The organism is Salmonella sp. SAL03688 (genome assembly GCF_046551895.1).
GTDB classification, from domain to species: domain Bacteria; phylum Pseudomonadota; class Gammaproteobacteria; order Enterobacterales; family Enterobacteriaceae; genus Salmonella; species Salmonella enterica.
This window is the reverse complement of sequence record NZ_JBGDVI010000011.1, coordinates 105757-132744: the sequence shown is the minus strand read 5'-3', so window position 1 is coordinate 132744 and position 26988 is coordinate 105757. Positions and strand designations below refer to the sequence as shown.

At 54.0% G+C, this 26988-nt stretch carries 23 protein-coding genes and 1 pseudogene; 5 read left to right on the top strand and 19 right to left on the bottom strand.

Going from position 1 to position 26988, the window contains the following annotated elements; translation table 11 throughout:
* Positions 1–154 precede the first annotated feature (154 nt).
* From glnS to chiQ, 3 genes are all read left to right on the top strand, one after another.
* Positions 155–1822 carry a glutamine--tRNA ligase gene (gene glnS, locus ACLJR2_RS13350; protein ID WP_001287186.1) on the top strand — a complete coding sequence of 556 codons (1668 nt, stop codon included), beginning with the start codon at positions 155–157 and terminating at the stop codon, positions 1820–1822.
* Positions 1823–2273: 451 nt separating this feature from the next.
* Complete coding sequence (gene chiP, locus ACLJR2_RS13345) at positions 2274–3680, top strand: chitoporin ChiP (RefSeq protein WP_001258803.1); 1407 nt, start codon at positions 2274–2276, stop codon at positions 3678–3680.
* A 49-nt stretch (positions 3681–3729) separates the two neighbouring features.
* Complete coding sequence (gene chiQ / locus ACLJR2_RS13340) at positions 3730–4062, top strand: ChiQ/YbfN family lipoprotein (RefSeq protein ID WP_000722260.1); 333 nt, start codon at positions 3730–3732, stop codon at positions 4060–4062.
* A 48-nt stretch (positions 4063–4110) separates the two neighbouring features.
* Here chiQ and tcuC read toward each other — a convergent pair whose 3' ends face one another.
* The 9 genes and pseudogenes from tcuC to ybfF form a co-directional block, all read right to left on the bottom strand.
* Positions 4111–5415 (bottom strand): tricarballylate/proton symporter TcuC, encoded by a 1305-nt coding sequence (gene tcuC, locus ACLJR2_RS13335; protein WP_000057014.1) that lies wholly within the window; start codon positions 5413–5415, stop codon positions 4111–4113.
* A gap of 50 nt (positions 5416–5465) precedes the next feature.
* On the bottom strand, positions 5466–6605 hold the full coding sequence (gene tcuB / locus ACLJR2_RS13330) for a tricarballylate utilization protein TcuB (protein ID WP_000811148.1): 1140 nt from the start codon (positions 6603–6605) through the stop codon (positions 5466–5468).
* The gene (gene tcuA / locus ACLJR2_RS13325; RefSeq protein ID WP_000228705.1) at positions 6592–7995 is read right to left on the bottom strand and encodes an FAD-dependent tricarballylate dehydrogenase TcuA; all 1404 of its coding nucleotides are present in this window, start codon (positions 7993–7995) and stop codon (positions 6592–6594) included. The genes tcuB and tcuA overlap by 14 nt, the downstream gene beginning before the upstream one ends.
* 97 nt (positions 7996–8092) lie before the next feature.
* Positions 8093–9019, bottom strand: coding sequence for a tricarballylate utilization LysR family transcriptional regulator TcuR (gene tcuR, locus ACLJR2_RS13320; protein WP_000423371.1), 927 nt, complete (start codon positions 9017–9019; stop codon positions 8093–8095).
* A 114-nt stretch (positions 9020–9133) separates the two neighbouring features.
* On the bottom strand, positions 9134–9586 hold the full coding sequence (gene fur / locus ACLJR2_RS13315; RefSeq protein WP_000131699.1) for a ferric iron uptake transcriptional regulator: 453 nt from the start codon (positions 9584–9586) through the stop codon (positions 9134–9136).
* A pseudogene (locus ACLJR2_RS13310) lies at positions 9579–9664 on the bottom strand (ryhB-regulated fur leader peptide). The gene fur and the pseudogene ACLJR2_RS13310 overlap by 8 nt, the downstream one beginning before the upstream one ends.
* Before the next feature lie 203 nt (positions 9665–9867).
* Positions 9868–10398: a flavodoxin FldA gene (gene fldA, locus ACLJR2_RS13305; RefSeq protein WP_001018621.1), complete on the bottom strand. Its 531-nt coding sequence runs from the start codon at positions 10396–10398 to the stop codon at positions 9868–9870.
* A 150-nt stretch (positions 10399–10548) separates the two neighbouring features.
* Complete coding sequence (ybfE, locus tag ACLJR2_RS13300; protein ID WP_001040939.1) at positions 10549–10842, bottom strand: LexA regulated protein; 294 nt, start codon at positions 10840–10842, stop codon at positions 10549–10551.
* Positions 10843–10975: 133 nt separating this feature from the next.
* A complete protein-coding gene (gene ybfF / locus ACLJR2_RS13295; RefSeq protein WP_000773245.1) occupies positions 10976–11746 on the bottom strand; it encodes an esterase in 771 nt (256 codons plus the stop codon).
* Between the two features lie 184 nt (positions 11747–11930).
* On the opposite strand from ybfF, the gene seqA reads away from it, so the two are divergent.
* Positions 11931–12473 (top strand): replication initiation negative regulator SeqA, encoded by a 543-nt coding sequence (gene seqA / locus ACLJR2_RS13290; protein ID WP_000848396.1) that lies wholly within the window; start codon positions 11931–11933, stop codon positions 12471–12473.
* Positions 12474–12497: 24 nt separating this feature from the next.
* The gene (pgm, locus tag ACLJR2_RS13285) at positions 12498–14138 is read left to right on the top strand and encodes a phosphoglucomutase (alpha-D-glucose-1,6-bisphosphate-dependent) (protein WP_000974372.1); all 1641 of its coding nucleotides are present in this window, start codon (positions 12498–12500) and stop codon (positions 14136–14138) included.
* Positions 14139–14252: 114 nt separating this feature from the next.
* Here pgm and ACLJR2_RS13280 read toward each other — a convergent pair whose 3' ends face one another.
* The 10 genes from ACLJR2_RS13280 to kdpF form a co-directional block, all read right to left on the bottom strand.
* Positions 14253–14738, bottom strand: a complete 486-nt coding sequence (locus ACLJR2_RS13280) for a pyridoxamine 5'-phosphate oxidase family protein (RefSeq protein ID WP_000070047.1) — start codon at positions 14736–14738, stop codon at positions 14253–14255.
* 64 nt (positions 14739–14802) lie between these two features.
* Complete coding sequence (gene potE, locus ACLJR2_RS13275) at positions 14803–16122, bottom strand: putrescine-ornithine antiporter (protein ID WP_000042658.1); 1320 nt, start codon at positions 16120–16122, stop codon at positions 14803–14805.
* Complete coding sequence (gene speF, locus ACLJR2_RS13270; RefSeq protein WP_001534205.1) at positions 16119–18317, bottom strand: ornithine decarboxylase SpeF; 2199 nt, start codon at positions 18315–18317, stop codon at positions 16119–16121. Before speF ends, potE begins: the two co-directional genes overlap by 4 nt.
* Positions 18318–18696: 379 nt before the next feature.
* A complete protein-coding gene (speFL, locus tag ACLJR2_RS13265; RefSeq protein WP_015632840.1) occupies positions 18697–18801 on the bottom strand; it encodes a leader peptide SpeFL in 105 nt (34 codons plus the stop codon).
* A 277-nt stretch (positions 18802–19078) separates the two neighbouring features.
* Positions 19079–19756, bottom strand: coding sequence for a two-component system response regulator KdpE (kdpE, locus tag ACLJR2_RS13260; protein ID WP_000186054.1), 678 nt, complete (start codon positions 19754–19756; stop codon positions 19079–19081).
* Positions 19753–22437: a two-component system sensor histidine kinase KdpD gene (kdpD, locus tag ACLJR2_RS13255; RefSeq protein ID WP_000997469.1), complete on the bottom strand. Its 2685-nt coding sequence runs from the start codon at positions 22435–22437 to the stop codon at positions 19753–19755. The genes kdpE and kdpD overlap by 4 nt, the downstream gene beginning before the upstream one ends.
* Entirely contained in the window at positions 22434–23018 is a 585-nt protein-coding gene (kdpC, locus tag ACLJR2_RS13250) for a potassium-transporting ATPase subunit KdpC (RefSeq protein WP_001534231.1), read from the bottom strand. Before kdpC ends, kdpD begins: the two co-directional genes overlap by 4 nt.
* Before the next feature lie 8 nt (positions 23019–23026).
* On the bottom strand, positions 23027–25075 hold the full coding sequence (gene kdpB / locus ACLJR2_RS13245) for a potassium-transporting ATPase subunit KdpB (protein WP_000088038.1): 2049 nt from the start codon (positions 25073–25075) through the stop codon (positions 23027–23029).
* A gap of 20 nt (positions 25076–25095) precedes the next feature.
* On the bottom strand, positions 25096–26775 hold the full coding sequence (gene kdpA / locus ACLJR2_RS13240; RefSeq protein ID WP_000730068.1) for a potassium-transporting ATPase subunit KdpA: 1680 nt from the start codon (positions 26773–26775) through the stop codon (positions 25096–25098).
* Positions 26775–26864, bottom strand: coding sequence for a K(+)-transporting ATPase subunit F (gene kdpF, locus ACLJR2_RS13235; RefSeq protein WP_001670793.1), 90 nt, complete (start codon positions 26862–26864; stop codon positions 26775–26777). The genes kdpA and kdpF overlap by 1 nt, the downstream gene beginning before the upstream one ends.
* Positions 26865–26988: the final 124 nt, after the last annotated feature.

The following is a 26988-nucleotide window of genomic DNA, read 5'->3' as shown; positions in this document are numbered from 1 at the left end:
TAAGCGGCAGAGGGAAACCTTCGCCGCTTTTTTTACCGCAATTAGCCCCAATATTTTCTGCAAAGCCACTTTTTAAGTAACTAAAGGTTGTCAGTCTGTCCGGCTTATAAGATCATATGCCGTTATACGTTGTTTACGCTTTGAGGAATCCACGATGAGTGAGGCTGAAGCCCGCCCGACTAACTTTATTCGTCAGATTATTGATGAAGATCTGGCGAGTGGTAAACATACCACTGTCCATACCCGTTTTCCGCCGGAGCCGAATGGCTATCTGCACATCGGCCACGCGAAATCTATCTGCCTGAACTTTGGCATCGCGCAAGATTATCAGGGCCAGTGCAACCTGCGTTTCGATGACACCAACCCGGTAAAAGAAGATATCGAGTACGTTGATTCGATCAAAAACGACGTCGAGTGGTTAGGCTTTCACTGGTCTGGCGATATTCGCTACTCCTCCGATTACTTTGACCAACTGCACGCCTATGCGGTCGAGCTCATCAATAAAGGCCTGGCCTACGTTGATGAGCTGACGCCGGAGCAGATCCGCGAATACCGCGGTACGCTGACCGCGCCGGGTAAAAACAGCCCGTTCCGCGATCGCAGCGTCGAAGAGAACCTCGCGCTATTTGAAAAAATGCGTACCGGCGGTTTTGAAGAGGGTAAAGCCTGTCTGCGCGCTAAAATCGACATGGCGTCGCCGTTTATCGTGATGCGCGATCCGGTGCTATATCGCATTAAATTCGCCGAGCATCATCAGACCGGCACGAAGTGGTGCATCTATCCGATGTACGACTTTACTCACTGCATCAGCGATGCGCTGGAAGGCATTACTCATTCTCTGTGTACGCTGGAGTTCCAGGATAACCGTCGTCTGTACGACTGGGTGCTGGACAACATCACCATTCCGGTTCACCCGCGCCAGTACGAATTCTCGCGGCTGAATCTGGAATACACCGTGATGTCCAAGCGTAAGCTGAACCTGCTGGTGACCGACAAACACGTCGAAGGCTGGGATGATCCGCGTATGCCGACTATTTCCGGTCTGCGCCGTCGCGGCTATACCGCGGCTTCTATTCGTGAGTTCTGCAAACGCATCGGCGTCACCAAGCAGGACAACACCATTGAGATGGCGTCGTTGGAATCCTGCATTCGCGAAGATCTGAACGAAAACGCGCCGCGCGCAATGGCGGTAATCGATCCGGTAAAACTGGTTATCGAAAACTACCCGCAGGGTGAGAGCGAAATGGTTACCATGCCTAACCATCCGAATAAACCGGAGATGGGCAGCCGTGAAGTGCCGTTTAGCGGTGAGATCTGGATCGATCGCGCAGATTTCCGCGAAGAAGCGAACAAGCAGTACAAGCGTCTGGTGATGGGCAAAGAAGTGCGTCTGCGTAATGCCTACGTCATTAAAGCGGAGCGCGTAGAGAAGGATGCCGAAGGGAATATCACCACCATCTTCTGTACCTATGATGCCGATACGCTGAGTAAAGATCCGGCTGACGGGCGTAAAGTGAAAGGCGTAATCCACTGGGTTAGCGCAGCACATGCGCTGCCGATTGAAATTCGTCTCTACGACCGTCTGTTCAGCGTGCCGAATCCAGGCGCCGCGGAGGACTTCCTGTCTGTTATCAACCCCGAATCATTAGTGATTAAGCAGGGGTATGGCGAGCCGTCGCTGAAAGCGGCGGTAGCAGGGAAAGCTTTCCAGTTTGAACGTGAAGGCTACTTCTGCCTCGACAGCCGCTATGCAACGGCCGATAAGCTGGTCTTTAACCGCACCGTGGGCCTGCGTGATACCTGGGCGAAAGCGGGCGAGTAAGCACTGCGCCAACAGGCGAATGCTGTAAAAATACCTTGTCAACGCCGCGTTCTGCGGCGTTTTTTCTCTGCATTTCTAAGTCGATTCTCTTTTTTGCGAGGCGAATTAATTATTTTCTGAAAATTATTGATCTGATAAATGATTATTAATCTAAATGTTATAAGCTTCAGGTCAACAGGAGACAATTATTTTCATGCCTATGGAAAACAAGTCAATTTTCTTTCTGGCGGTCTGCTTCCCTCACCAGCAGTTGAATGTAACAGAAAGCAATTAAATATGTGCGGTTGCTCATATTATTACATACTGGTTACAGAAAGAGATTGATAATTCGCATCGCGAAAAATAGTCTATTTAACGTAGTAAATGAGGTTTCTCAGCGCTACTTTTTATTTTTATTTTTTCGCTGTTCGCTTTTGTCGGCAGCAATTTATACGTCAAAGAGGATTAACTTATGCGTACGTTTAGTGGCAAACGTAGTACGCTGGCTCTGGCTATCGCCGGTATCACAGCAATGTCGGGGTGGATCGTTGTTCCGCAGGCGCAAGCCTCCGGCTTTTTCGACGACTCCACGTTAACGGGCGGCATCTATTATTGGCAGCGTGAACGCGATCGCAAAGATGTGACCGACGGCGACAAATATAAAACTAACCTTTCTCATGCGACCTGGAACGCTAACCTGGATTTTCAGTCTGGCTACGCTGCGGATATGTTCGGTCTGGATATCGCGGCGTTTACCGCGATTGAAATGGCAGAAAACGGCGACAGTGGTCATCCAAACGAAATTGCCTTCTCGAAAAAGAATAAAGGCTACGACGAAGACTATTCCGGCGATAAGAGCGGTATCAGTCTTTATAAAGCCGCCGCGAAATTTAAATATGGCCCGGTCTGGGCGCGCGCCGGTTATATTCAGCCTACCGGTCAGACGCTGTTAGCGCCGCACTGGAGTTTTATGCCGGGTACTTATCAGGGTGCGGAAGCCGGCGCCAGTTTTGACTATGGCGATGCGGGCGCGTTAAGTTTTTCCTACATGTGGACTAACGAATATAAAGCGCCGTGGCATACCGAAATGGATAAGTTTTATCAGGCGGATAAAAAAACCAATGTGGACTACCTCCACTCCATCGGCGCGAAGTACGACTTCAAAAATGATCTGGTGCTGGAAGCGGCGTTTGGTCAGTCCGAAGGCTATGTCGATCAATATTTCGCAAAGGCCAGCTATAAATTTGATTTAGGCGGCAATCCGTTCACCACCAGTTACCAGTTCTACGGCGCGCGCGACAAAGTAGACGATCGCAGCGTGAATGATATTTACGACGGTACGGCCTGGCTGCAGGCGTTGACCTTCGGCTACAAAGTCGCGGAAGTGGTTGACCTGCGTCTGGAAGGTACCTGGGTGAAAGCGGACGGTCAGCAGGGCTATTTTCTGCAACGTATGACGCCAACCTACGCCTCTTCAAACGGTCGTCTGGATATCTGGTGGGATAACCGCTCCGACTTTAACGCTAACGGTGAAAAGGCGGTTTTCTTCGGCGCGATGTATGACCTGAAAAACTGGAATCTGCCGGGCTGGGCTGTGGGCGCGTCTTACGTTTACGCCTGGGATGCTAAACCGGCAACCTGGCAAAGTAACCCGGATGCTTACTACGACAAAAACCGCACTATCGAAGAGTCCTCATACAGTCTGGATGCGGTCTATACCCTGCAGGAGGGGCGTGCCAAAGGCACCATGTTCAAACTGCACTTCACCGAATATGACAACCACTCCAATATTCCAAGCTGGGGCGGTGGTTACGGCAACATCTTCCAGGATGAACGTGACGTGAAATTTATCGTTATTGCGCCATTCACTATTTTCTGATGTCAGATGCGGCAGGCTGCCGGTCTGCCGCGCTGTTGAGGAACGACCTATGAAAAAAATTTTACTCATCGCCAGCATGACCGCCGGTTTGACGGCCTGCGCGTCATCACCCGCGCCGGAAGAAGATAGCCGGCTGAAAGAGGCGTACAGCGCCTGTATCAATACCGCACAGGGCTCGCCTGAGAAGATAGAGGCCTGCCAAAGCGTACTGAATGTCCTTAAAAAAGAGCGCAAACATCAGCAATTTGCTAACGAAGAAAGCGTGCGGGTACTGGACTATCAGCAGTGCATTCAGGCGACGCGCACGGGTAACGATCAGGCGGTCAAGGCTGACTGCGATAAGGTCTGGCAGGAAATTCGCAGTCATAATAATGTGCAATAAAACCCTGCCTTGCCACCCACGGGCGAATGTTTTCCGCCCGTGGTTTTTTCAGGCTTTATTTTCTGCCGCGATATAGCCGCGACTCAGACGTACAAACAGCATCGCCGTCGCGGCAAGTCCACATAACGCTGCGCACATCAGCCACCAGCCGGGCGAGCTTTTATCGCCGGTTAACTTCACCAGCGCGGTAGAGATGGCCGGCGTCAGGCCGCCAAAAATTGCCGTCGCCAGGCTAAAGGCCAGCGAGAAACCAACGGTACGCACATAGACTGGCATCACTTCGGTTAACGCCGCGACCATTGCGCCGTTATACATGCCAAAAAAGAAAGAGAACCACAGCAGTACCAGCGTCATGCGGGTAAAGTCGGGCGCGGCGGTCAGCCACTGCATGACGGGCCAGGTGGTGATCAGCGCCAGCAACGTAATGCCCATTAACACGGCGCGACGGCCAATCCGGTCGGAAATCGCGCCGCCAATGGGTAACCAGATAAAATTGGATACCCCCACCAACATGGTGACGATCAAACTGTCCCGCGCGCTGAGATTAAGCACGGTTCTGCCATAGGTCGGCGTATAAACGGTGATAAAATAAAATGTTGTGGTGGTCATCGCCACCAGCAGCGTTCCGGCTGTAATAATGCGCCAGTTTTTGGCGATAGTTGCAAAAATTTCCCTGGTGTCGGGGCGATGCTTGCGTTGTAAAAACGCTTCTGTTTCTTGTAATGAACGACGTAAAACAAAAATCAGCGGAATGATCATACAGCCGATAAAGAACGGAATTCGCCAGCCCCACTCCGATATCGCGTCGTGTCCCAGCGTGATATTCAGGCTATAACCAATCAACGCGGCGACAACGATCGCGACCTGCTGACTGGCGGATTGCCAGCTGGTATAAAACCCTTTATTGCCTGGCGTTGCGATTTCGGACAGATAGACCGAGACGCCGCCTAACTCAACGCCCGCAGAAAATCCTTGTAATAACCGGCCCAGCAGCACCAATGCAGGCGCTGCCAGGCCGATCGTTTGGTAGCCGGGGACGAGGGCGATGAGCAACGTACCGCAGCCCATAATCGCCAGCGTCACCATCAGCCCTTTACGACGTCCGATTCTGTCAATATAGGCGCCAAGCACAATCGCGCCGACGGGGCGCATTAAAAAACCGGAGCCAAAGACGGCAAAGGTCAACATTAATGAGGCAAATTCGCTTTCCGCCGGAAAAAACGTTCTGGCGATATAGGTGGCGTAAAATCCGAACAAGAAAAAATCAAACTGTTCAAGAAAATTGCCGCTTGTCACGCGCAGTATTGCGCCGAACGTGCCGGCGCGCGATGTTGCAGGTGTGTGTTGTGCCATAGGGTTTGCTCTCCACTGTCTTTATTGTTTTATGGGTAAGATGTTGCGGGTCAGTTGCCTGTATCCCCCGCATGTTTTCCGCGTCGCTTCTCAACTGCCCATTTGAGTAAGGCCGCGCAGCGGAAAAATCCGTGGGCGAATTTTCCGTAGGGAAGGGTAAGAAAGAGCGCCATCACCACGCCTAAATGGAGCGCCAGCAGTATGCCCATTCCGCTGGTGTCTCTGCCTGCCAGCAGCGCCAGCCCGGTAAGGCTGGTTAAGAACAGCAGCAGAATAAAGCCGCGATCCATGGGGTTCTGGCGCGCATCGCCATGTAACGGCGACCGCCGCAGATTGAGCCACAGTAGCCCGGCCGGGCCGATAAGCAGACCGATACCGCCCAGCGTGCCGAGCATGACCGGCAGGCTAAAGAACGGGTAGGGCGCTTCCCAACCGGCGACGTAGTGATAGCCCGTCGCCACGACCGTGGCGGCAAAACAGAGCATAAAACCGTAGAAGGTAAAGTGATGAAAGCGACGGCGCAGCAGCGTGAACGCATCGTCCGCTTCGTTACAGCCTTTGCCGTGACCGCCGTCGAGATATTTCAGCGTTAACGCATTGTGCGACGCTTCCGCAATCTCCGCCGAACGCGGTACACCCGGCGAGATCTCACGCCAGAAGCGGATTACGCCCGCCATAAGCAAACCGATTGCCAGCACAAAAACTGAGCCAAACATCCATGCCAGCAGGCTATGCGGAAAAATTTGATAGAAGTCACCGGCCAGCGGCGGATGAATCAGCGACCCTTTCAGCGCCATCGTCAGTAATAAAAAGAGCGTCAGACCGACTATCAGCGCCAGCGCGACGGTAATCCCCGCCCGACGGTATAACGCGCCAAAAGCGGCGGGCTGGGCATACTGTTGATATGTCTCCAGGCGGGCTTGCGCCATCGCTTTCGGCACGTTAATGGCAAATTCATGGGGCGGCGCATACTGGCACGCGTGCAGGCAGGCGCCGCAGTTATGACATAAATTCGCCAGATAATGAATATCGGCTTTACCGAATTCGAGCCGCTGGGTCATCGCCGGAAATACCGCGCAAAAACCTTCGCAGTAGCGACACGCGTTACACACTTGCATGACGCGTTCGACCTCGGCTTCCGGTTCGGTAAGCACGGTGGCCTCAATGATTAATTTTTCAAGCTGTTTCATGCTGCGCCTCCTTGTGCGCCGCGCGAGCGGCTTCTATTCCCGCAATGCGGCCAAAGGTTGTGCCGATAGACATGCCGACGCCTGCGGTATACCCCTTGCCCAGAACATTTCCTGCCATCATCTCGCCAGCAACAAACAGGTTGCGGCTTGGATGACCGGCAAAATGCACCGCGGCACGTTCATTGACTTTCAGACCCAGGTAGGTAAACGTGATGCCGGGTCGCAGCGCATAACCGTAGTAGGGCGGCGCATCAAGCGGGCGCGCCCAGTGGGTTTTCGCCGGCGTCAGGTTTTTAGTAGCGCAGTCATCAAGCAAGGTATGATCAAAATGACCGGGTTGGCAGGCCTGGTTATATTGCGTGACGGTATGGGTAAATTTTTCCGCGTCCAGCCCCAACTGGCAGGCCAGCTCAGCCAGCGTATTGGCCTGCGCGCCAGGAAAAACCGGCGGCATAAAGTGGCCGATGGCTTTGCTGTCAATAATCGAATAGCCAATTTGTCCTGGCTGTTGAGCCACCAGCCGCCCCCAAATGGCGTAACGCTTCGGCCAGAAATCTTCGCCTTCATCATAAAAACGTTCGGCGTCGCGATTCACGACAATACCCAGCGATACGCAATCCACGCGAGTACAAATACCGCCGTCGTACAGCGGCGCCCTGGCATCAATCGCTACGCAGTGCGACTGGGACGGATCGCCAATGATATCCGCGCCGGCATCCATCATAAATTTGAGTAATACGCCCTGGTTAAAACGCGTGCCGCGAATCAGGAAATTATCCGCGGGCCATTCGCCGCGGGCGTTTTCTCCCCAGGCCTCCCGCAGCCATTCACGGTTTGATTCGAAACCGCCAGCCGCTAATACGCAGGCTTTGGCGGTAATACGTTCGCTACCCGCCAGCGCTGCCACGAATTCGCCGTCATGAAGTTCAAGCGCGTGAACCGGCGTGTTATAGCGAATCTGTACGCCCAGCCGTTCGGCGCTACGGTAATAGGCATTGACGAGCGCTTTCCCTCCGCCCATAAAAAACGCATTGGTGCGCGCAACGTGGAGCGCCCCAGATAGTGGCGGTTGAAAGTTAACGCCATGTTTGCGCATCCAGTCGCGGCATTGCGAAGAGGTGCGAATGACCAGCCGCGCCAGCGCCTCGTTGGTGTTGCCGTCGGTGACTCGCCACAGATCCTGCCAGAATTCCTCTTCAGGATAGCTTTCTACCAGCACATCCTGCGGCGCATCATGCATACAGCGCAGGTTTCGTGTGTGCTGAGAATTTCCGCCGCGCCATTCCCGCGGGGCAGCCTCCAGCAGCAGAACCGATGCGCCCGCTTCCCGTGCGGTCAGGGCGGCGCATAATGCGGCATTGCCTCCGCCTATCACCAGTACATCAACCATCTTATACTCCCGTACCATTTAACTATTTGTTAAATTTGTAATTGAAATGTATACGGATAAATAAGCGGCGCGCTATCAGGTAGCGCTAAACAGGGGTTTAGTAAGCGTAAAGGGTTGCGCCTGGCCATTCACCGGCGTCGACTAACTGACGCATAACTTTGGTAAGGACTACTCTGGCGGCAAGGCCGGCGGGCGTCAGTTCATCATCCGACAGGCTGACTAAAAAATTGGGGCGGCTGAGTACCGGATTATGGACGCCGATCACGCGTAGCGCGTCGTTATCCAGATGAGAAATCGCCGCGCCGGGCTGCAATGTGGCGCCAAGACCGTCGCGCACGGCGCGCATCAACAACGCCAGGCCGTCAATTTCCGCGACGATTTCAACGTTAAGCGCATGTTCCTGGCAGACAGCGTCCAGCCTGCCGCGCAGCCCATGTCCCTGGCTTGGCATAATGAGCGGAATGCCTGCCAGTTGTTCAGGTGTGATCGGGTTATCAGGAAGCGCCGCCAGCAGGGCATGGGAGCCAATCAGAAAAAGCTGTTCTTCAAGGATCGGTCTGGCGCTCCAGCGCAGGATTTTATCTTTTTGAAAGACAACGGCTAAATCAATCTGGCGGGTATTGATCATTCTTTCCAGATTACCGGACAAGCTTTCCACCACATGCAGTCGGACATCGGCATAGTTTTCCTGCATGGCATGGATAAACGGTATACCCAGTATGGAGGCGGTACTGGGGGCCATTCCTACGCTCACATGACCGGAAAGGCGCGCTTCTCTGGCGGCGAGAATCGCGTCGTCGGCATGACGCAGGGCGAGTTGCGCCTGTGAATAAAAGGCCAGCCCGGCGTTGGTTGGCGTTACGCCGCGCGAGGTGCGCTGCAGCAGACGGATAGCAAGCTCGTTTTCCAGACGGGACATCTGTTGACTTAAGGCTGAAACGCCAATATCAAGATCCTGTGCGGCGCTGCCCATACTGCCGGTTTCAATAATACGCACGAAATAGCGTAACTGGCGAAGCTCCATTCCTGCTCTCCTGAGATGCGATAGCGTTTTTTACATTAAATCAACATCAAGCGGCAGGAAAGGGGAGGATATAAAAAAGCCAACCGGGCGGTTGGCTCTTCGAAAGATTTACACTTATTTAGTCGCGTCATCGTGCGCGTGCTCGTCTTCGCGGCAGTCGCCTTCAGCGCAGTGGCCGTAAAGATAGAGGCTGTGATTAGTTAAACGAATACCGTGTTTCGCCGCAATTTCACGCTGGCGCGCTTCAATAGAGTCATCACTAAATTCAATCACTTTTCCGCAGTCAAGGCAGATAAGATGGTCGTGATGATGCTGTTGCGTCAGTTCAAAAACGGATTTACCGCCTTCAAAATTATGGCGGGTCACGATACCGGCATCGTCAAACTGGTTCAGCACACGGTATACGGTTGCCAGACCGATTTCTTCACCCATGTCGATCAGGCGTTTGTATAAATCTTCCGCACTGACGTGATGGTTATCTGGTTCCTGAAGAACTTCCAGAATTTTTAAACGAGGAAGCGTTACTTTCAGGCCAGCCTTCTTTAATGCGGTATTGTTGTCAGTCATGCGGAATCTGTCCTGTTGCTAAACGATTCACTTCATTAGAGAAGTGACAGAAATTGCACTCAAGATAATGCGTATCATTATAGGACTGCCATGCCGAAATGAAAACCGCAAGTCTCTCGCAGATATTAATAAAACTGTGGTTTTGCCTGCAAATTCTGGCGCCACCTGATTACACCCGGACATTGTACAGGGATGGGTGCGAAAGTTACAAATTTGTAGCAATTATTTTGATTGGTCTTGTCTATTGATGCGGCGCAGATATAACGCTGCGCCGCATAAGATTAGGCGTTGAGGATGTCGTCGAGGTGCAATTCAGCCGAAACTTGCTTAACCCATTTTTCAACACGCTCGGCGGTCAGTTCAGGCTGACGGTCTTCGTCAATCGCCAGACCGACAAAATGATCGTCGTCAGCCAGACCTTTAGAGGCTTCAAAATGATAGCCTGCAGTTGGCCAGTGACCCACAATCGTGGCGCCGCGCGGCTCAATAATGTCGCGAATCGTGCCCAGCGCATCACAGAAGTATTCCGCGTAGTCTTCCTGATCGCCACAGCCAAACAGCGCCACCAGCTTACCGTTAAAGTCAATCTCTTCGAGAGTCGGGAAGAAGTCATCCCAGTCACATTGCGCTTCGCCATAGTACCAGGTTGGGATGCCCAGCAGCAGAATGTCATACCCTTCCAGGTCTTCTTTACTGCTTTTTGCAATGTCATGCACATCGGCAACGTCTTTACCAAGCTGTTTTTGAATCATTTTTGCGATATTTTCGGTATTACCGGTGTCGCTGCCGAAAAAGATGCCAGTGATTGCCATGAGTAAAATAACCTCTTGAAACTTATTGAAATGGTGGTGGCGAATTGCCCACGGATAAGGGCAATCATAGCAGAACAGGCAGATATGCGGAAACAGCAATCACGCGGGACTGCACGCTCTGCTACACGAAATATGAAACAAAACTTATTTTCAGACTAAACCCTGGCCGCGCAGCGCCATAAGCTGCTTCATTAATATTTCTTCAATGAGCTCGCTGCGGCTAATGTTGCGCGCTTCGGCCAGCTCATTCAGCGCGTCAACCGCTTGTGCGTTGAGTTTTAATTCGACACGCTTGAGGCCACGAACTTTGTCGCGTTTTAACTGGTTGCGCTTGTTGATGCGTAACTGTTCATCGCGCGAAAGCGGATTCGTTTTAGGTCGTCCCGGGCGACGCTCGTGCGCGAACAGATCTAATGTCGTACGGTCCGTTTGTTCTTTGGCCATGATTTTGGTGACTTCGGGGGAAACAATCAGCCAGGCTTATGCCCGGATGGATAGCGCGCCATCATACATCAGCGAGGAAGCGACGCCAACGCCCGCGCGCGTAATCGCGCACAGGCGATGAGTTTTTAATCAGTTAGCGTTTATCGTGCAGATAACGGCGGATGGCGCGCAGAACCGCCTCTGGTTTTTCAGCATGTACCCAGTGGCCCGCGCCGGCGATCACATGCGCGCGCGCCAGAGGGAATTGCGCCAGCAGCGCGTCGCGGTACGCTTCGGTCACGTACGGCGAGTTACCGCCTGGAATAAACAGCGCCGGATGTTCCCAGGGCGGAATGGTTTCCCAGCCGACGATATGCGGATACTGCTCCCATAATACCGGAACATTAAAACGCCATTCGCCTTCAGCCCAGGATTTTAACAGAAACTGGATCACGCCTTCTTCGTTGAGGTGTTGGCGCATAATCCCTGCCGCCTGTTGGCGGGATGTCGCGTCGGATTCGCTGACGGCATTAATGGCCGCGAAAATGCGATCGTGGCGGCGAACGTGATAATCCACGGGGGCGATATCAATCGCGACCAGACGATCGATGCGATCGGGCGCCAGCGCCGTCAGCGCCATTACCGCTTTTCCGCCCATGGAATGACCAATAAACGTCGCTTTTTCAATCTGCTGCGCGTCAAGCGTATCCAGAAGATCCTGGGCCATTGCCGGATAATCCATGACCGGATCGCGCGGCGATAAACCATGATTGCGCATATCGACCTGAATAATGTCGTGATCGGTCACCAGATCGCGCGCCAGTACGCCGAGGTTGTCCAGGCTGCCAAACAGGCCATGAACGAGAACGATGGGGGAATTATTGTGCAGGTTTTGTGCAGATTGCGCTCGGATGTTTAATTTCATGGCAAAGTTCTTTTTTTCGCTCTGTCGGGTTAGGGTATTATGTTGACCATTCTGCCACTGGGCTGCAACCTCTAAGGTTTACTCCGAGTTTTTTTGTCAGCCGGGCTTAACGCTATCCGCTGTTGGGATTTGTTCCTATAATCCCAATGACTTGTATTCAGCAAAGACATCGCACTGGATTAAGATGAAAACGATTGAAGTTGATGATGAACTCTATAGCTATATTGCCAGCCACACCAAGCATATCGGCGAGAGCGCATCCGACATTTTACGGCGTATGTTGAAGTTTTCCGCCACGACACAGCCAACGGCTTCAGCGGTGAAGGGGACGCCTGCGGCGCAACCCGTTGCCGAAGCGAAACCGGTCAACCCGGTAAAAGACAAAGTTCGCGCGATGCGTGAGCTGTTGTTGTCTGACGAATATGCCGAGCAGAAAAAAGCGGTCAACCGCTTTATGCTGATTCTGACTACACTCTATTCACTGGATCACCACGCGTTTGCGGAGGCGACGGGGTCGTTGCATGGCCGCACGCGCGTCTATTTTGCGGCGGATGAACAAACGCTGCTGAAAAATGGGAATCAAACTAAACCTAAGCACGTTCCCGGCACGCCGTACTGGGTGATCACCAACACCAACACCGGCCGTAAATGCAGCATGATCGAACACATCATGCAGTCAATGCAATTCCCGGCGGAATTGATTGAAAAGGTTTGCGGAACAATTTAATCCTTGCATTAGAAGGACCAGGCAATGGCAATCCACAACCGCGCAGGACAACCCGCGCAACAGAGTGATTTGATTAACGTCGCCCAACTGACGGCGCAGTATTATGTACTGAAACCGGAGGCAGGGAATGCAGAACATGCCGTGAAATTTGGCACTTCCGGCCATCGCGGCAGCGCAGGTCGTCACAGTTTCAACGAACCGCATATTCTGGCGATCGCCCAGGCGATTGCTGAAGAGCGGGCGAAAAATGGCATTACCGGCCCCTGCTATGTGGGGAAAGACACCCATGCGCTCTCGGAACCGGCCTTCATTTCCGTGCTGGAAGTGCTGGCGGCAAACGGCGTAGACGTTATCGTGCAGGAAAATAATGGCTTTACGCCAACGCCTGCCGTGTCAAATGCTATCCTGGTCCATAACAAAAAAGGCGGCCCGCTGGCTGATGGTATTGTCATTACGCCGTCGCACAACCCGCCGGAAGATGGCGGTATTAAATATAATCCGCCCAATGGCGGCCCGGCGGACACCAACGTCACTAAAGTGGTAGAAGATCGCGCCAATGCGCTGCTGGCGGATGGCCTGCAAGGCGTTAAGCGCATCTCTCTGGATGCGGCAATGGCCTCGGGCCACGTTAAAGCGGTAGATCTGGTACAGCCGTTTGTCGAAGGGCTGGCGGATATCGTTGATATGGCGGCGATTCAGAAAGCCGGTCTGACGCTGGGCGTTGATCCGCTGGGCGGCTCCGGTATTGAATACTGGAAACGTATCGCTGAGCATTACAAACTTAACCTGACGTTAGTTAACGATCAGGTTGATCAAACCTTCCGCTTTATGCACCTTGATAAAGATGGCGCGATCCGTATGGATTGCTCCTCCGAATGTGCGATGGCGGGTTTGCTGGCGCTGCGTGACAAGTTTGACCTGGCCTTCGCCAACGACCCGGACTACGACCGTCATGGCATCGTGACGCCTGCAGGGCTGATGAACCCGAACCATTATCTGGCGGTCGCCATTAACTATCTGTTCCAGCATCGTCCGCTGTGGGGCAAAGACGTGGCTGTCGGTAAAACGCTGGTCTCTTCCGCGATGATTGACCGCGTGGTGAATGACTTGGGACGCAAGCTGGTGGAAGTGCCGGTAGGCTTCAAATGGTTTGTTGACGGTTTGTTCGACGGCAGCTTTGGTTTCGGCGGGGAAGAGAGCGCGGGCGCTTCGTTCCTGCGTTTCGACGGTACGCCGTGGTCTACCGATAAAGACGGGATCATCATGTGCCTGCTGGCGGCGGAAATCACCGCCGTTACCGGGAAAAACCCGCAAGAGCATTACAATGAACTGGCAGCGCGTTTTGGCGCGCCGAGCTATAACCGTCTGCAGGCGGCAGCGACCTCGGCCCAGAAAGCGGCATTGTCTAAACTGTCTCCGGAAATGGTGAGCGCCAGCACGCTGGCAGGCGACCCGATTACCGCGCGTCTTACCGCAGCGCCGGGTAATGGCGCATCGATTGGCGGCCTGAAGGTAATGACCGATAACGGCTGGTTCGCCGCGCGTCCATCCGGTACGGAAGACGCTTACAAGATCTATTGCGAAAGCTTCCTGGGGGAAGAACATCGCAAGCAGATTGAGAAAGAAGCCGTTGAAATCGTTAGCGAAGTATTGAAAAACGCCTGATGGGCGATATGGAAGAAAAAGGAGCCTTACGGCTCCTTTTTTGTATTAACGGCGCTGCGCTTATCAGGCCTGTAAATCGCCTCCAGGCCGGATAGGGCGCTTGTGATATCAGACTTATTCGCTCTGAGTCGCCAGATGTCGGCGGCAGGTGAGGGCGTCGCATTCAATACGCACCACGCAAACCGCTTTCATCATATCTTCCCGATAACTGAAGGTTTTTCCAGGATCGGTCTGACGCATAATGACGTCCAGGCCGTAGCGCATCTCATCGCGTGTTTGCAATATCGATGCCAGTCCGGTGGCGAAAACGCTGGTGTAGGCGTAGCTATAATCACAGGGGTCATCGGCACGTAGTAATGCATGGTCGCCGTCCATTTCAATGCATACTGCCGGGTTCTTACGTAACAGACGCATCTTTTTCCCGGTGCGTGCGCCGTGAAAATAAAATATCCAGCGTCCGTTCTGATACTCGTAGCCAAAATTTACGGGGACAACATACGGACAGAGATTGTCGTTAAACCCTATCCGACACACTTCGTGTTTATTGAGAATAGCCAGTATTTCTGCTATATCAGTGACTTCCCGTTCTGGATTACTCATTTCTATTATCTTATTCAAAGAGTGAAAATGCCCGGACTACCGTTACCGCAGCCCGGGCGCGCCATCAGCCGTGTTTATTTTTCAATTCAAAACGCGGTGAGACCAGGCCGTATAACGTCCAGCCGAGGAAGGTCACAATTGAGCCGTACAGCATGGCTTCTTCACCGGAGGAATATAGCGCGTAGAAGCTATACATGGCGCCAACGAAGGCCACGAAGTTAGCGACTTTCGCTTTTGATGACGGCACATTCGCCATTTTCTGAATGATAACCAGCGCGGCCATCGACAGAATATACGGAATAATGTTCGTCACCACCGCCAGGTTAACCAGGACGTTAAACTGACTATTCAGCGACGGGCTAATGGTCATCAGCGACAGGCCAGTCTGAATAATCACAATAATCAACATCCCCTGAACCGGCGCGTCGACTTTCGTTACACGAGAGAAGACTTTCGGGAAATAGCCTTCGTCAGCGGAGGATTTAAAGACCTGAGCGATAGTGAACTGCCAGCCCAGCAGCGAGCCGCAGCAGGACATTACCATCAGCGCCATGATCACTTTACCTACCGCAGGCGTGAACATCTGGGCAAACGCCAGACCAAACGGCGCCGTGGAGTTCGCCAGATCCATGTTCGGCACAATCCCGGCAATCACGTTAGTCGAAACGATATAGATGACCGCCGCGCCCAGCGTACCGCCCAGTACCGCGATGGGGACGTTCTTTTCCGGATTCTCGACCACGTCTGCGTTGGCGCAGGCGGATTCCAGTCCAAGAAATGCCCACAACGTCATGGCGATGGAAGAACCGACCGCGCTAAAGAACGGAACATGGTGCGGGTTCCATGACGCTACGTACATGCTGGGGCTAAACCAGAACCAGCCAATGATGCACAGGCCGACAACCGGAATGATGACGCCCCAAACGGTAACGCTACTGATCTGTCCGGTAATACGCGCGCCGCCAAAGTTTGCGATAGTACAAACCCACAATACGGCGATAGTCGCCAGGCCGATCTGGAGCGGCGTCAGCGCGGCGCCGAACAGTTCGGTGCCATAGCCGACAGCAGAGATGGCGATAGCCACGTTGGCGATCAGCAGCGAGACGCCGTAGGTATAGTTCGCCATAAAGTTGCCGGATTTACCGAAGGCATATTCGGCGTAACCGCCCATGCCGCCGGATTTACGGCTAAACATACCGCATTTCGCAAACGCCCAGGCCAGCGCCATCGAGCCGACGGCGGTGACCAGCCAGGAGATAATGGATATCGTGCCGACTTCAGACAGTTTGGTCGGTAGCATGATGATCCCGGAGCCCATCATGTTGACCATAGTCAGAATTGTGAGCTGCACGACACCCATTTTATTGGATTTAGGTTTACTCATAATTTTTCCTCCTTCAGCAGGGAGCGCTGCGCGTCACGAGGTTTAATGACGTAGCACCAGACCTGCTTACGGCCGTCGTGTTCTTCGATATAAACGCCCTGCAGTTCAGGCGCAAAGCCCGGCAGCAGGTTGATCCCTTCTTCCAGGGCGCTGAAGTAACGCAGGACAGAACCGCCCCAGATTTCACCCGGAACTACACACAGCACTCCCGGCGGGTAAGGCAGAGCGCCTTCAGCCGCGATACGACCTTCCGCTTCCGGCAGGCGAACCAGTTCGACCTCGCCGCGCAGATAGGCATAGTTGGCCTCTTGCGGATTCATACTGACTTTCGGGAAATGCGATTTACGGAACATCTCTTTTTGCAGCTGTTTCACGTTGTGCCGTGCATAGAGATCGTGCATCTCCTGGCAAAGCTGACGCAGGGTGTAGCCGGCATAACGCGCTTCATGCTGTTTGTAGATGGACGGTAATACTTCCGCTAACGGCGCATCAGCTTCCAGCAGTTTTTCGAAACGAGCCAGCAGGGCGACAAGCTGTTGTAACTTCGCCATGTCTTCTGCCGGCGTCAGCAGGAACAGAATGGAGTTGAGGTCGCATTTTTCCGGCACAACGCCGTTCTCGCGCAGGAAGTTGGCGAGGATCGTGGCAGGAACGCCAAAGTCTTCATATTCGCCGCTTGCTGCATTAATGCCCGGTGTGGTGAGCAGCAGTTTGCAAGGGTCGACAAAGTACTGATGTTCGGCATAGCCTTCAAACGCATGCCAGTGTTCTCCCGGAACGAAGTGGAAGAAGCGTAGATCGCTGGCGATCTCTGATGTCGGGTATGACTGCCACGGCTTACCATCAATCAGTTCTGGTACGAACGGACGGATGTGATGACAGTTTTCGAGGATCAATTTACGGGCATCGATGCCGTTAACCACGCAATCCATCCACATATTGCGACCGCTGACGCCTTCGTGCATTTTGGCGTTAACGTCCAGCGCGGCGAACAGCGGATAGAACGGGCTGGTGGAGGCGTGCATCATAAAGGCGTTGTTCATGCGCTTATGCGGAACGTAGCGCGATTGCCCTTTGATATGGCTATCTTTTTTATGGATCTGCGAGGTCTGGGAGAAACCGGCTTGTTGTTTGTGAACGGACTGCGTCACCAGAATACCCGGATCGTTTTCGTTCAGTTCCAGCAGCAGCGGCGAACAATCGGCCATCATCGGAATAAATTGTTCATAGCCGACCCAGGCGGAGTCAAACAGGATGTAGTCGCACAGATGACCAATTTTATCGACGACCTGACGGGCGTTATAAATGGTACCGTCATAGGTGCCTAACTGGATGACGGCCAGACGGAATGGACGTGCTTCGCGGGCACGCTGCGGCGTGACTTCGCTAATCAGCTCGCGCAGGTAATCTTCTTCGAAGCAGTGAGCGTCGATCCCGCCGATAAAACCATACGGGTTACGTGCGGTTTCCAGATAAACTGGCGTTGCGCCCGCCTGCAATAATGCGCCGTGGTGGTTAGATTTGTGGTTGTTACGGTCAAACAGTACCAGATCGCCCGGCGTTAACAGCGCGTTGAGTACGACTTTGTTAGAGGAGGAGGTCCCGTTCAGCACAAAGTAGGTCTTATCGGCGTTAAAGACTTTCGCCGCATGTTGCTGCGCAATGCAAGGCGCGCCTTCGTGAATCAGCAGATCGCCCATCGCCACGTCCGCGTTGCATAGGTCGGAGCGGAAGAGCGTTTCGCCAAAGTATTCCACGAACTGATTACCGGCAGGATGACGGCGGAAGAATTCGCCGCCCTGATGCCCCGGGCAGTCAAATGCGCTGTTGCCCTGGTTGACATAATCCACCAGCGCGCGGAAAAACGGCGGACGTAACTGCGTTTCGTAGTGGCTTGCTGCGGTTTCCAACTGGCGACCATAGAAGGCAGTACGGGATTCATTATATTCGAATACACCAGAGATACGCGACAAATACTCAGGCGGTACGCGCCCTTCGTCATGAGTCGCGACAAACACGGGAATACCGTAACCCGTTGCGTCGATTTCATCGAGTTTTCCGTGTTCAATGTCGTCGATGGATAACACGATGGCAGCCACGTCGATGAAACGACTCTCATCAACATTTACAATATTACGGTGTGTAGAAAAACAATCCGGGCAATGACGGCTAACGGCAATTTTTAATTCTGACATTTTTCATCTCTTTATTTCAGGTAATAGCAGGCCCTCAATTTCTCGCATGAGAAACTGATTCTTCCGGAAAAAATCAAAGCTATCCCGCTGATAAAAAAATCAGTAAATTAGCTTTATTTTAGATGTAATAAATCCCAACCCGTCCGGTTGCAGGAAATTCAGGATTTAAGGAGTTGAGTACTACGATATACAGGCAGAAACCGCGATAACTAAAATTGCGCTGAGTCGGAATTTCTTCTGTCAAACCACATAGTTAGCTGGCTGGGCGTAAAGGAATTACCGTACTGTCGCTTTTAACAATTCGAGTTATTTAGGCAATAGACCTGAATGACATAAGGGTCGGAAAGACCTGTATGCTGAAGTACCCGTAGCAGAAAAACTACCGGGCATTAAAGAAATGAAAGTCGAAACTATTACGGTGGGCAAACATCATAATATGCGTTGTCCGCCTTATATGGGGCATAAAACGATTATTATTTTCCATTTTGAGGTCCTTTCATTGATTTATTGAAAGCATGGATATTTTATCCAGGAAGCGCCAGCAATCTGTGAACCAGATCAACAAAAAACGATCATTTGAAAAATAATTAGTCGGCGATTATGCATATCGTGCTGTGAAATAACTGATTGTTTCTTAAATGTTAATTATATGTTTTTTATATTCTCCATAAAATATAATATCGCCGCGAAAATAATTATTCGCGACGCCGAAAATAAATGACACAAAAATTAGAAGTTATTTAAAAATAATGAATAGCTATTCACGGCATAAAGCGATAGCCAATTCCGGTTTCGGTAATAAAATGGCGTGGGCGGGTGGGATCTTGTTCCAGTTTCTGGCGTAAATGTCCCATATAGATGCGCAAATAGTGGCTATGCTCCACGGCGTTAGGGCCCCAGACCTGGTTTAATAACTGCCGTTGGGTTAATACTTTGCCGGTATTATTGAGTAATACCGCCAGCAGGCGGAACTCAATCGGCGTCAGATGGATTTCTTCGTCGCCACGGTGGATCAACCGTGCGGCGAGATCGACCGTCACGCCGGAAAAGCGGACGATCGGATCGGCGCAAGGGCTGGCGGCGTGCCGTCGCAGCGCGACACGCAAACGCGCCTGCAATTCGCCAATGCCGAATGGCTTGCTCAGGTAATCATCAGCTCCGGCGTCAAGCGCGGCAATCTTATCGCTTTCTTCGCTGCGGGCGGAAAGGACAATCACCGGTATTGCGCTCCACTGACGCAGGTCACGAATAAAATCGATTCCATCGCCGTCCGGCAGGCCGAGATCGAGAATAATCAGATCGGGCTTTCGCGTGGCGGCTTCCAGTAAACCACGTTGTAATGTTTCAGCTTCATACACGCGCAGGCCGTCGCCTTCCAGCGCGGCGCGCAGAAAGCGGCGGATGGCCTGTTCATCTTCAACAATCAGAACGTTTGTCACATATCCTCATGAAAATCATCAAGTTCAGGTGGCTTTCCTTGCGGCAGCGTCACACGGAAACAGGCGCCGCCCTGCGGTCGATTATAGGCGGTAAGCGTGCCGCCGTGTACCTCTACGATAGCATGGCAAATCGCCAGCCCCAGCCCCACGCCGGGGACGGCGGACTCTTTGTTGCCGCGGGCGAACTTATCGAAAATCTTCTGTTCTTGCCCCGCAGGAATACCCGGCCCGTTATCCCAGACATCCAGTTGTAAACGATCGTCCTTAACCGCAGCATCAATGCCGATACTGGCCTGCGGCCCGGCGTACTTAACGGCGTTTTCCAGCAAGTTGATCAGGACGCGCTCAAATAAGGGGCCATCGACATGGATAAGCGTTAACTGTTGCGGCAGCGACAATGTAATCGGATGCAATAAACCCGGCTCTAACATCTGTAACGCGCTCCCGACGACCTCTTCCAGCGTCAGCCACTCTTTTTTAAGATTAAACCCGCCGGACTGAATACGCGCCATATCCAGCAAATTATTCACCAGCCGGGTGGTGTTGAGAATATGCTGGCGAATTTCACTGGCCTGACGCGCGTGGGGCGATCCTGCGCTGGCTAGATCCAGCGTCAAAATTTCCGCCTGGCCGAACAATACCGTCAGCGGCGTGCGTAAATCATGCGACAGCGCCGCCAACAGAGCGTTGCGAATACTTTCGCGCTCGCTGGCGAGACGCGCCTGTTCCTCGCTGGCGGTCAGCGTCAGTCGTTCCAGCGCGTTGGCGACAAGCAGAGTGAATGTTTCCAGCAGGCGTTGCTGCTCCGGCACCATTAACTGACGCAAATTACCCGGTTCGACGATAGCCAGACCGTACGTTTTATCGGCGCTTTTCAGCGGCAGGATTTGATAAGGCACGCCAGGGAGGGTATCGGTGCCTGCGCCGGCAGGCTGGCCTTTATCAAAACTCCAGCGCGCAATTGCGTCGTCCCACGGCGTCATGCCTTGCTGGTGGGTGAGAGGCAGCAACTTACCGTTAGCATCAGGTAATAAAATTTGGCTGCGCGCCTGAAACGTCGAGGCGATAAACCGCTCGCTGGTCGCGGCGATATCATGTTCGCTACGCCCGACGGCCAGCGCTTTAGACATTTCATATAAATGGCGGGTACGCTGTTCCCGATAACGGGCGACGCGCGCCTGATAGCGCACCCCGGCAGTAAGATTGCCAATCACCAGACCTACCGTCAGCATCACGGCAAAGGTCAGCAAATATTGCACGTCCGAAACGGCGAGCGTACCGCGTGGCGCGATAAAAAAGAGATCGAAACTCGCCACGTTAATCACCGTCGCTACCACCGACGGCCAGCGTCCGTAAAGCAGCGCAATCACCACTACGCCCAGCAAATAGAGCATCACCAGATTGGCGGCGTCAAAGGTGACAAGCCACTGCATAGCGATAAGCGTGGTGATGGCGCAAAGCGCCACGGCGACCAGACAGCCCTGAATCTGCCCACGCCATTTCTCTTTAAAAGGTCGGTTATCAGGCGTTTGCGCCAACGCGCGGGCAGGCGGTTCTTCCAGCGCGACGATCACCTGATCGAGATCCGGCGCGCGCCTGGCAAGACGGTCGGCGAAAGCGTCACGTCGCCACCAGCGTCGCGACGCCGGGCGGCCCATGACGATTTTCCCCAGATTATGTTCGCGGGCATAGCGCACGACCGCTTTCTCTTCGGCGGGATCGGACAGGGTGGCGGTTTCCGCGCCAAGCTCCTGCGCCAGGCGCAGCGCGCTTAAAATGGCCCGCCGTTGTTTTTCCGGTAAGCGGTGTAACGTTGGCGTTTCGACATAGACGGCGTGCCAGACGCTGCCGAGCCGGGAGGCCAGACGCGCCGCGGTACGCACCAGTTTTTCGCTGCCGGTGTTATGCCCGATACACAGTAAAATCGCATCGCGGGTATGCCATACTTTTTCTTCGCCCGGATGCGCGCGCCAGGCGCGCATCTGATCGTCCACGCGATCGGCTGTCCGGCGTAGCGCCAGCTCGCGGAGGGCGATCAGATTGCCCTTGCGGAAAAAATGTTCAATAGCGCGTTCCGCCTGGCCGGCGATATACACTTTACCTTCGTTGAGCCGTTGGCGCAGATCGTCGGGAGGCAGATCGACCAGTACGACTTCATCGGCGGCATCAAAAAAGGGATCGGGGACGGTTTCGCGCACCTGAATCCCCGTGACGCCGCTCACCACATCATTCAGACTTTCCAGATGTTGTACGTTCACGGTGGTGAAAACGTCTATTCCCGCTTCCAGCAGCTCTTCAATATCCTGCCAGCGCTTAGGATGGCGTGAGCCAGGCGCGTTACTGTGCGCCAGCTCATCCATTAAAATCAGCGCCGGACGCCGGGCGAGGGCGGCATCCAGGTCAAATTCGCGAATTTGCCGCCCCCGGTGCGAGTGACGTTTTGGCGGCAGAATGGTCAGCCCGTCAAGTAGCGCGGCGGTCTCTTCACGGCCGTGCGTCTCTACCACGCCGATCACCACATCCAGCCCCTGCGCTCGCAGCCGCTGCGCTTGCGCCAGCATCGCCCAGGTTTTTCCGACGCCTGCGCAGGCGCCGAAGAAAATTTTCAACTTCCCCCGGTGGGGCGGGGGCGTTTGTTCCAACAAGCGATCCGGATCAGGACGCAAGGGTTCGTCGTTCATTTCGCTCTGTGTCCCTGTAGCGCATCCAGCGCCAGATTAAGCTCAACAATATTCACCACCGGTTGCCCAAGAAAGCGCGCCAGCGGCCTGTGCGTATATTCTGCAACCAGTTGCGCGACCTGTTCAACGGGAAGCTGGCGAGCCGCCGCCACGCGGGGGATTTGCCATGCCGCGGCGCCGGGTGTCAGATTATTATCCAGCCCGCTTGCCGACGCCGTCGCCAGCTCAACCGGAACCGCGGAACTCGCCTGGGGGTTAGCGGCGCGTAGCGCGGCGACGCGGGCCTGTATTTGCGCATCCAGTTCGGGATTGCTGGCGGCCAGGTTGCTTCCGCCCGACGCCAGTGGATTATAAGGCGTATCGGCGGTGGCGGAGGGCCGGCCATGAAAATAGCCCGCGGCGGTAAACGATTGTCCGATAAGCGCTGAGCCGCGTATCACATTGTCTTTATGAATCAGCGAGCCATTAGCCTGCCAGGGAAACCACCACTGCCCCAGCGTCGTGGTCAGAAGCGGATACACGCCGCCGGTCAATAACAGCAGAAATAACATTGTCGAAAAAGCAGGACGTAAACCGATCATCATACACCTCACGCCAGACCCAGCAGGGTCAGCAGCACATCAATCACTTTGATACCAATAAACGGCACCACCAGACCACCCAGACCATAGATCCATAAATTACGGCGCAGCATGGCCGATGCGGAAAGCGGCTTATAACTCACACCTTTTAATGCCAGCGGGATCAGAAATATGATAATCAGGGCGTTAAAGATCACCGCGCTCAGAATGGCGGAGTTCGGCGAATGCAGCCCCATCACGTTGAGCGCGTTTAGCTGCGGATAGGTAGCGGCAAACGCGGCGGGAATAATGGCGAAATATTTCGCTACATCATTCGCGATACTGAAAGTGGTGAGCGAGCCGCGCGTCATCAGCATCTGCTTACCGATATGCACCACTTCAATCAACTTGGTCGGGTTAGAGTCCAGATCCACCATATTACCGGCTTCTTTTGCCGCCTGGGTGCCGGAGTTCATCGCCACCGCGACGTCAGCCTGCGCCAGCGCCGGGGCATCGTTAGTGCCGTCGCCGGTCATGGCGACCAGCCGTCCTTCCGCCTGATATTGACGGATCAGCGCCAGCTTGGCTTCCGGCGTGGCTTCGGCAAGAAAATCGTCCACACCGGCTTCGGCGGCAATCGCTGCCGCCGTCAGGCGGTTATCGCCAGTGATCATCACCGTTTTAATACCCATCTTTCGTAGCTGGGCGAAACGTTCTTTAATGCCGCCTTTAACGATATCCTTGAGGGCGATAACACCCAGTACGCGCGCGCCTTCCACGACCACCAGCGGCGTCGCGCCCAGACGCGCTACGTTCTCGACATTTTGCTCGACATCGGCGGGAAAATGGCCGCCATTGCTCTCGACATGACGCCGAATCGCGTCCACCGAGCCTTTACGGATCATCCGGTTATCGATATTAATCCCGCTCATGCGGCTTTGCGCGGTAAACGGAACAAAGGTGGCATGAAGCGACTGCACATCGCGTTCACGCAGGTTAAAGCGCTGTTTGGCGAGGATCACAATGCTGCGGCCTTCCGGCGTTTCGTCGGCCAGCGAAGCGAGCTGCGCGGCGTCAGCCAGCGTGCGTTCGTCCACCCCTCGGGCGGGTATAAAATCGGACGCCTGGCGGTTGCCGAGCGTGATAGTGCCGGTTTTATCCAACAGTAACACGTCGACATCGCCCGCGGCTTCTACGGCGCGGCCGCTGGTGGCGATGACGTTCGCGCCCAACATTCGGCTCATTCCGGCTACGCCAATGGCGGAGAGTAGCCCGCCGATGGTGGTAGGGATCAGGCACACCAGCAACGCCACCAACACGGTGACGCTGACCGCGTTACCGCCCCAGGCGGAGAAGGGCCACAGGGTGGCGGTCGCCAGTAAAAAGACAATGGTCAGGGCGATGAGCAAAATCGTCAGGGCAATCTCGTTAGGCGTTTTCCGCCGCTGCGCGCCTTCCACCATCGCGATCATCCGGTCAAGAAAGGTTTCGCCAGGATTGACGCTACAGGCAATCACCAGCCAGTCGGAAAGAATTCGCGTGCCGCCGGTGACAGAGGCGAAATCGCCGCCGGACTCACGGATCACGGGCGCGGATTCGCCGGTAATCGCACTTTCATCCACCGAGGCGCCGCCTTCGATGACCTCGCCGTCGCAGGGAATAATATCGCCCGCTTTGACCAGGACAATGTCGCCTTTCCGCAGTTCAGCGGTGGGCACGTTATCGGCCTGCGCATCATGACGCGGGGCGCGCAGGCGGCGAGCGAACGCGGTCTTTTTCACCCCTTTCAGACTGTTTGCCTGGGCTTTGCTGCGGCCTTCCGCCAGCGCTTCGGCAAAATTGGCGAACAGTACGGTGAACCATAACCACAGACTGATCACCCCTGTAAACAGGGCGCTTCCCGCTATTTGTCCTGTTACCATAGCGAGTGTTAACAAGGTGGTTAGCACGCTGCCGGCCCAGACCACAAACATCACCGGGTTACGCCACTGGGCGCGTGGGCTTAATTTTTTTACGGCATCCGTTAGCGCCTGTACGAGTAAAACAGGTTCAAACAACGCCAGTTGCTTGCGACTCATATCAATGTACTCCACATCGCTCAAGGTAAAGAGAAATGTTCCGCTACCGGGCCAAGCGCCAGGGCAGGAATAAACGTCAGCGCGCCGACCAGCAGTACCGTGCCGATGAGCAGTCCAATAAATAGCGCGCCGTGGGTCGCCAGCGTTCCCTGACTGGCCGGCTGTACTTTTTTACTGACCAGCGATCCGGCGATGGCCATGACAGGAATAATCACGCCGAAACGTCCGACGAACATGCAGAACGCCAGCAAACAGTTCCAGAAAGGCGAGTTAGCGCTCAGACCCGCAAAGGCGCTACCGTTATTGTTGGCGGCAGAGGAGACGGCATATAGCACTTCGCTAAAACCGTGCGGGCCAGGGTTCAGCATTGCGCTGCGTCCGGCATCCGTCATCATCGCCAGCGCCGAACCCAACAAGACCAGCATCGGCGTGACCAGAATCGCCAGCGCGGTCATTTTCATTTCGCGCACGTCGATTTTTTTCCCCAGATACTCCGGCGTGCGACCGATCATCAGCCCCGCGATAAACACCGCCAGCAGGACAAACAGCAACATGCCGTACAGCCCTGAACCGACGCCGCCAAAGACCACTTCGCCAATTTGCATCAGCCACATCGGCACCATACCGCCCAGAGCGGTAAACGAGTCGTGCATGGCATTTACCGCCCCGCAGGACGCCGCGGTCGTGACGACGGCAAACAGGCTGCTGGCCAGCACGCCAAAGCGTGTTTCTTTACCCTCCATGTTGACGCTACTGTCCGCGCCAGCCGCCAACAGATGTGGATTTCCCTGAACTTCCGCCCACATCACTACCGCTACGCAGACCACAAAAATGAATGACATTGCCCACAGTAGTGCGCGTCCCTGACGGCGATCGCCCGCCGCTTCGCCAAAGGCGAAACAGAGCGCGGCTGGAATCAAAAATATCGCCAGCATCTGCGCCAGATTAGTGAGCGCGGTGGGGTTTTCGAACGGATGCGAAGAGTTGGCGTTAAAGAAACCGCCGCCGTTAGTGCCAAGCATTTTGATCGCCTCCTGCGAAGCAACCGGACCCATCGGCAAGAGTTGTTTAGCGCCTTCAAGAGTGGTGATGGGCTGATAAGCCGACAGGTTTTGCGGTACGCCCTGTTGGATAAAAAACAGCGCGATAATTAACGCGACAGGAAATAATATCCATAGCGTAATGCGTACCAGATCCTGCCAGGCATTACCCAGCGTGTGCACATTCTGGCGCGTAAAGGCGCGGATAAGCGCAAAAACCACCGCAATCCCGGTCGCCGCCGACAGGAAATTTTGCACCGTCAGCCCCGCCATCTGGCTAAAGTAGCTCAGCGTGCTTTCGCCGCTGTAAGCTTGCCAGTTGGTATTGGTGACGAAGCTGACGGCGGTATTCAACGCCAGATCCCAGGACAGCCCCGGTAGCCGCTGCGGATTTAAGGGCAGCCACTCCTGCCAGAATAGCAGGCAAAACAGGATGCCCAGTCCCAGCAGATTGAGCGTCAGTAGCGCCAGTAAATACTGACGCCAGTTCATTTCGTGGTCGGTAATGCCAAGAGTCCGCCAGAGGATACGCTCAATGCCAGCCACGCCCGGCAACGGAACGGCGGCGATGAGCCTTGCCAGGCCCGAACCCAACGGTTTCGCCAGTACTAATAAAATCAGTAAAAAACTGGCGATCAGTAAAAATCCTTGCGCGGCCATCAGAACGCCTCCGCATTAATCAGGGCATAGACCAGATAACCTAAAAGTAAGAAAACCAGCACGATGCCGGTTATCACGCCTGCACTCACAGAGCACCTCCAGTGGCATTGTTTTACTCCTGAGAAAGGTAATTTTTTGGCTGCAAAGATTTCGCAAAAATTGGCGGGCGGAGTGTAAAAAAAGTATAAAAATGGCAAAGACCATTATTTAACT